Origin of the sequence: Streptomyces sp. NPDC058525 (assembly GCF_042719495.1) — a bacterium.
In the GTDB taxonomy this organism is placed as follows: Bacteria; Actinomycetota; Actinomycetes; order Streptomycetales; family Streptomycetaceae; genus Streptomyces.
In genome coordinates this window covers 1-3,276 of record NZ_JBHXNP010000206.1, presented here as the reverse complement: position 1 = coordinate 3,276, position 3,276 = coordinate 1, and the positions used below count along the sequence as shown (strand labels likewise).

Here is a 3,276-nt window from a genome sequence, read left to right as displayed (position 1 = left end):
TCACCCTCTCGGGCTTTCCTCCGGGCTTTCGTTCTGTTCTTGCGTTTCCGACTCTATCAGACTCTTTCGGGCCCGACTTCCTCGGTGCTTTCCAGAGTCCTGCGCTTTCGCGCTTTCCCTTTCCGGCGATTCCGACTCTATCAGAAGCTTTCCACCGGATTTACCGGCTTCGGATTCCTGAATGAGGAGTCGATTGAGCCCCGCTGGAATTGCATTCCTTGCAGGGGCGAGAAAGATTGTAAACCGTCACTGCCGAACTTGTCCAGTCCGAGGCAACCGTTCGAATCTACCTCCCCGTCGGCTCTGTGTCAACAGGGCTTCCGGGACCTGAGGAGACTAGCAGCTCAGCGGGCCCCTCCGCACATCAGGCCGCGGTGGGGAGCGTCGCCGTGCGGTCGGCGGCTTCCACGTCGCCCGCCTCGCCGGCCCGCGCGGCCCTGCCGCCCAGGACGTAGACGTAGACCAGGAAGGCGGCCTCGGCCACGACGCCGATGGTGATGCGGGCCCAGGTGGGCAGGCCGGACGGGGTGACGAAGCCTTCGATCAGGCCCGAGACGAACAGGACCGCCGCGAGGCCGATGGCCATGCCGAGGGCCGCGCGGCCCTGTTCGGCGAGGGCCGTGCGCCGGGTGCGGGGGCCCGGGTCGATGACCGTCCAGCCGAGCTTCAGGCCGGTGCCCGCGGCGACGAAGACGGCCGTCAGTTCGAGCAGGCCGTGCGGGAGGATCAGGCCGAGGAAGACGTCCAGGCGGCCGGCCGAGGCCATCAGCCCGAGGCCCACGCCCAGGTTGGCCATGTTCAGGAAGAGGATCCAGAGCACCGGCAGGCCGAGGAAGGCGCCGAGGACGAGGCAGATCGCCGCTGCCTGGGCGTTGTTCGTCCAGACCTGGGCGGCGAAGGAGCCCGCCGGGTGGCTGGAGTAGTACGTCTCGTACTGGCCGCCGGGCTTCGTGAGCTCCTTGAGGTGGTCCGGGGCCGCGATGGCGCCCTGCACCTCCGGGTGCGTGGCGATCCACCAGCCGATGAGCACGCCGAGCGCCGTGGAGAGCAGTGCGGTCGGTATCCACCAGCGGCGGCTGCGGTAGACGGCGGCCGGGAAGCCCACCGTGAAGAACAGCACGGCGTCGCGCCAGCCCGCCCGGCGGGTGCCCGTCACGGTGGCGCGGGCGCGGGCGACCAGCTGGGTGAGGCGGCCCGTGAGCATGGGGTCGGGGGCGCTGGACTGCACGAGGGAGAGATGGGTGGAGGTGCGCTGGTAGAGGGCGACGAGTTCGTCGGCCTCGGCGCCGGTCAGCTTGCGGCCGCGGCCCAGGAGCTGCTCCAGGCGGTCCCATTCCGCGCGGTGTGCCGTCACGAAGACGTCGAGATCCATCCGGTTGCCGCTCCCCTGCCCCAGTGCCCCTGCTGCTGGCTATTCCTCGTGTGGTCAGCTTGGCAGACTGGATGCCTCAGGGGCGGGGCAGGTCATGCGAAAGGTGCTGTGGTGAGCGATCTGGTGACGGGGGACGCGGTCGTCCTGGGGTTGAGGCCTGCGAGGCTGCCGAGCCGGGCGCTGGCGATCGTCCTCGACCTGGTCGTGTACGTCGCCGGGTACGTGATCCTGTCCGTCGGCCTGACCTTCGCCACCTCCTCGCTCGACTCGGCGGCGCAGGCGGCCGTGACGGTGGCCTCCTTCGTGCTGCTGCTGGTCGGGGTGCCGATCGCGGTGGAGACGCTCAGCCACGGCCGCTCGCTGGGCAAGCTGGCCTGCGGGCTGCGGGTCGTACGGGACGACGGCGGACCGATCCGGTTCCGTCACGCGCTGGTGCGCGGGGCCCTGGGCGTCGTGGAGCTGCTGATGACCTTCGGGGCCGTGGCGTGCATCGCCTCGCTGGTGTCGGCGCGCGGGCGGCGGCTCGGGGACGTGTTCGCGGGGACCCTGGTGATCCGGGAGCGGGTGCCGGGGGCTCGGGTGATGCCGGTGCCTCCGCCGCCGCCGTGGCTGGCGGGGCGTTTCACCGGGCTGGACCTGTCGGCGGTGCCGGACGGGCTGTGGCTGGCGATACGCCAGTACCTGACGCGGATGAACCAGCTGGACCCGCGGGTCGGCGCGGCGATGGCGGCGCGGCTCGCGGACGATCTGGTCGCGCGGACCGGGGCGCCCGCGCCGGCGGGGGTGCCGGCCGCCGCGTTCCTGATGGCCGTGGTGCACGAGCGGCAGTCGCGGGATGCGGCCCGGGCCTTGCGGCCGGCGGCTCCCGGGCCGGGCGGCGCCGCGGCGGCCGGGTACGGTCCGGTGGCCGGGGTCGCGCCGGGGGTCGGCGCCGCGCCGGGGGCCGGGCAGCTGCCCGCGTACGGTCGCCCGCCCGGCCACGGTCCCGTGGCCGGTGCCGTGCCGGTTCCGCCTGTGGCGCCCGCGCCGGCCGGGGCGGCCGGGCCGGCCGCGCCCGTGGAGGCGCCGCGCGCCGGTGGGTTCGCGCCGCCGGCCTGAGGGGTCACTCCTCGAAGGCCGAGGGCGGGGTCTCCAGGTGTTCGAGTTCGATGCCCGGGGCGGACAGGACCACGTCGCCCGCGATGTGGACCGTGTGGACCTCGCCGGTGTCCAGGGCGCTGACCTGGTATTCGTCCACGAGCAGCGGGCCGCTGTCGGTGGGGTGTTCCTCGCGGCGCAGCAGGGCCCAGGCCTGGTCGACCGTACGGGGGGCCAGTACCGGATCGGTGAGGGCGAGGAGCCGGACGCGGGTGGCGGGGGCGCCGGGGGTCAGGCGCAGCAGGCGGGCCGTCGCGATGAGGAAGGCCGGTGAGGTGCCGGTGAAGCCGGGGGCGTGGACGTTTCCCTCGGTGGCCTCGGCGCCGGTGGGGTCGGTACGGACCCAGGTGACGCCGTCGATGGCGGCCCCGCGCACCTGCCAGCTCGACGCGTTCACCTCGAGGCGAATGGGGCGGCCGAGTTCGTCGATGGCCAGGTCGACGGAGCCCCGGTGCTCGCCGTCGGGGGCGGTCAGCTGGGAGACGTAGCGCCAGCCGGAGGGGCCGGGGGCGCAGTGGAAGTGCTCCTCGCCGAGGGGGGTGTGGTCGTGCGGGTCGTGCAGGGAGTAGCGGCCGCGGGGCATCGTGTCGGTCCTTGGATGGGTACGGGGCAGGCCCCCGGCGTTCGAGCCGGGGGCCTGCGTGACGTGCTGCTGCTACTGCCGTGCGGGGATCAGTAGCGGTAGTGGTCGGGCTTGTACGGGCCCTCGACCTTGACGCCGATGTACTCGGCCTGCTCCGGCCGCAGGGTGGTGAGGCGCACGCCCA

At 73.0% G+C, this 3,276-nt stretch carries 5 protein-coding genes; 2 read left to right on the top strand and 3 right to left on the bottom strand.

Annotated features, from left to right (window positions below):
• On the top strand, nt 1-185 hold a 185-nt coding region (locus tag ACFWP3_RS41750; RefSeq protein WP_384232179.1), incomplete at its 5' end, for a hypothetical protein.
• 179 nt (nt 186-364) lie between these two features.
• Here ACFWP3_RS41750 and ACFWP3_RS41745 read toward each other — a convergent pair.
• Entirely contained in the window at nt 365-1,372 is a 1,008-nt protein-coding gene (locus ACFWP3_RS41745) for a stage II sporulation protein M (RefSeq protein ID WP_384232177.1), read from the bottom strand.
• Between the two features lie 111 nt (nt 1,373-1,483).
• Between ACFWP3_RS41745 and ACFWP3_RS41740 the strand changes: the two genes are divergently transcribed.
• Nucleotides 1,484-2,470 (top strand): RDD family protein, encoded by a 987-nt coding sequence (locus ACFWP3_RS41740; protein WP_384232176.1) that lies wholly within the window; start codon nt 1,484-1,486, stop codon nt 2,468-2,470.
• Between the two features lie 4 nt (nt 2,471-2,474).
• On the opposite strand, the gene ACFWP3_RS41735 is transcribed toward ACFWP3_RS41740, so the two are convergent.
• Both ACFWP3_RS41735 and ACFWP3_RS41730 read right to left on the bottom strand, forming a co-directional pair.
• Entirely contained in the window at nt 2,475-3,092 is a 618-nt protein-coding gene (locus tag ACFWP3_RS41735) for a hypothetical protein (protein WP_384232174.1), read from the bottom strand.
• 89 nt (nt 3,093-3,181) lie between these two features.
• Nucleotides 3,182-3,276, bottom strand: a 95-nt coding sequence (locus ACFWP3_RS41730) for an adenosylhomocysteinase (RefSeq protein ID WP_384232180.1), incomplete at its 5' end; no start/stop codon positions are given.

What these genes read in the sequence shown, in the direction of transcription:
- ACFWP3_RS41745 (WP_384232177.1), bottom strand. Translation starts at nt 1,372, where the DNA reads ATGGATCTCGACGTCTTCGTGACGGCACACCGCGCGGAATGGGACCGC.
- ACFWP3_RS41735 (WP_384232174.1), bottom strand. Translation starts at nt 3,092, where the DNA reads ATGCCCCGCGGCCGCTACTCCCTGCACGACCCGCACGACCACACCCCC.